1 protein-coding gene and 1 pseudogene are annotated in these 2,638 nt (G+C 27.7%); one reads left to right on the top strand and one right to left on the bottom strand.

Going from position 1 to position 2,638, the window contains the following annotated elements:
- Nucleotides 1-270: 270 nt before the first annotated feature.
- On the top strand, nt 271-1,020 hold the full coding sequence (locus A500_RS12350; protein WP_016207923.1) for an acyl-[acyl-carrier-protein] thioesterase: 750 nt from the start codon (nt 271-273) through the stop codon (nt 1,018-1,020).
- Between the two features lie 40 nt (nt 1,021-1,060).
- Here A500_RS12350 and A500_RS12345 read toward each other — a convergent pair.
- Nucleotides 1,061-2,304, bottom strand: a pseudogene (locus tag A500_RS12345) (BaiN/RdsA family NAD(P)/FAD-dependent oxidoreductase).
- Nucleotides 2,305-2,638: the final 334 nt, after the last annotated feature.

Raw genomic sequence — 2,638 nt, 5'->3', positions numbered from 1 at the left:
AAATAAAAAGGTATATAATTTTATATATAGTTTTTAATGGAAAAAATATTTTAGTTCACAGTGCACAATTCACAGTTCACAGTTATTAATTAGTTGAGAGTTGAAAATTGAGAGTTGAAAGCTATGGATAAAACTACTATGTAGTTTTTAAAATTAATATAATTTTCTTAATTCAGCAAAGCTGAATTATTTCCATAGTATTCAACTTTCCACTATCAATTATCAACTAGAGGAGACTGTGAACTGTGCACTTTTCTACAGGAGGATATTATGGGAAAGACTTATAGTAAAGAATATGAATTACATTATTATGATGTAGATAGTAATTTAAGAGGATCAATGTCGACTATAATTAATATATTATCTGATATTGGAACTAAACAATCAGAAGTTCTTGGATCAGGGATGGAAAGTTTGATGCAAAATAATATGACCTGGGTGTTTTATAATTATCATGTAAAAATATTTAGGCACCCAATGTATGGGGAAAAGTTATCTGTAACAACTGAACCGGCTGGGTTTAAAAAGTTTTATGCATTGAGAAATTATGAAATTAAAGATAGTGGTGGAAATATAGTAGTATCAGCAAATGCAATATTTTTATTAATTAATTTAGAAAAAAGAAAAATGATGAGAATACCAAATGAGCAATATGAAATTTATGGTGTATCAGAAGATATGAAAGAAGAATTTAAAATACCAAGGTTAGAGAAGCTTGAGAATTGTAAATATGAAAGAAGTTTTAGAGTAAGATATTCTGATATAGATTCAAATAAACATGTTAATAATACTAAGTATTTAGATTGGGCTATTGAGACATTACCAGAAGAGATTGTTAACAGCTATGCTTTGGCAGAGGTAATGGTTACCTTTGAAAAGGAATGTAAATATGGAGAAGAAGTTAAAGTTCTAACAGATATCAGAGAAGAAGAGGGTGACGAATTAGTAACTATTCACAGAGTAGAAACTAAGGATGGCAAAGAATTAACTAAGTTAATTGGACGCTGGAGAAAAAATTAAAAGGTAGGGAGAAGTCATAATACTTCTCCTTATTTTAATTCTAAGAACTTGCGATATTTCTTGAAACAAATTGACCAGAGCTCCATGCCCATTGAAGATTAAAACCACCACAGTCACCATCAACATCTAGTATTTCACCACAAAAATATAAATTTTTAACTAATTTTGATTCTAAGGTCTTTTCATTAATTTCTTTAGTATTAACTCCACCTATTGTAACTTGAGCCTGATTAAAACCATTAGTACCTATACATTTAAACTTCCAATTCTTTAATATATTAATAAGTCTTTTTTTATCATCCCATTGTAAGTCATAGCAAGAAGAGTGTAAGTTTTTTATTCTTGATTCTTTTAATATAGTAGGAATTAACTTTTTGTTTACAATACCAATAAGGGAATCTATTATTGGTCGATGTCCAAATACAGCAAAATGTCCTTCGAGAAAGTCTTCAATTTCATCAATAGATTGATCAGGCATCATATCTACTAATATTTCAACCTTATTCATTTTAGAAAGTGCTTTAGAAGCATAGCCTGAAATTTGAAGAATAGGAGGACCAGATATACCATAGTCAGTAAATAATATTTCTCCAAATTCTTTTCTTGTTGGTTGATCATTAACAAGTAATGTAGCGTATCCATCAAATTTTACACCAGAAATAGATTTTAAATATGAATTATCTAGTTTGAGTTGAACTATTCCGGGGATAGTTTCAATTATTGAATGACCAAGAGATTTGGCTAACATATATCCAGAACCATCAGAGCCTGTTTTTATTGCAGATTTTCCTCCACAGGCTAAAATTAATTTATTACATGTGAATAAATTATTATCTTCATTACTTGTGGATATTTTAAAAATATTTTGCTTGTGGATATCTTTTACTTTACAATTTGTATATAAAGGAATATTTCTATCCTCCAATGCAAGTTTTAAAAGATCTACAACAGAAGATGCTTGAAGAGATTTAGGATACATTTTACCATTTTGTAACTCTACAATTGGAAGACCTAGTGATAAAAAAAAGTCTTTCGTATCATCTACATTAATAGCTGATAAAACATTTGAAAAAATCCTGTATTTTCGCTATGATAAGAAGAAAATGGGTATGAAATTGTATTATTAGATATATTGCATCTACCATTTCCAGTTGTAAGAATCTTCTTACCAATTCTATCTGTGCTTTCAATTATAGCAACATCTATCCCGAAGTCCTTAGCGGTAATTGCTGCAGATAAGCCAGATGCACCGCCGCCAATTACAATTAAATCATGATGTATCATAAGAATTCTCCTTAATAAAGTAGTTAATTTAAATAATAACATAAATATTATTAATATTAATTTAAATAATAATATTATTATTTAAAATTATAATATAATTTATTGAAATATGGTATATAATAAGAAGTATCAAATAATCAAAAGAAAGTTAAAATAAGATATAACAAACTAAAGTAAAGAAATAACTTTATTATATTATTAACATAAATCAATGTATTAATGGTAGAATTTAAAAATAAAAAAAAAGTTGTTAAAAAGTGTTGACACTATATTAAAATTTATGTATTATAGTTAATGTGCTCGCCGACAGAATGTGACGGCGAAAGCAAAGCAA

Origin of the sequence: Clostridium sartagoforme AAU1 (assembly GCF_000401215.1) — a bacterium.
GTDB lineage: Bacteria > Bacillota > Clostridia > Clostridiales > Clostridiaceae > Clostridium > Clostridium sartagoforme.
Note: the sequence above shows the minus strand (reverse complement) of the source record. Positions and strands in the feature narration are given on the sequence as shown.

What these genes read in the sequence shown, in the direction of transcription:
- A500_RS12350 (WP_016207923.1), top strand. Translation starts at nt 271, where the DNA reads ATGGGAAAGACTTATAGTAAAGAATATGAATTACATTATTATGATGTA.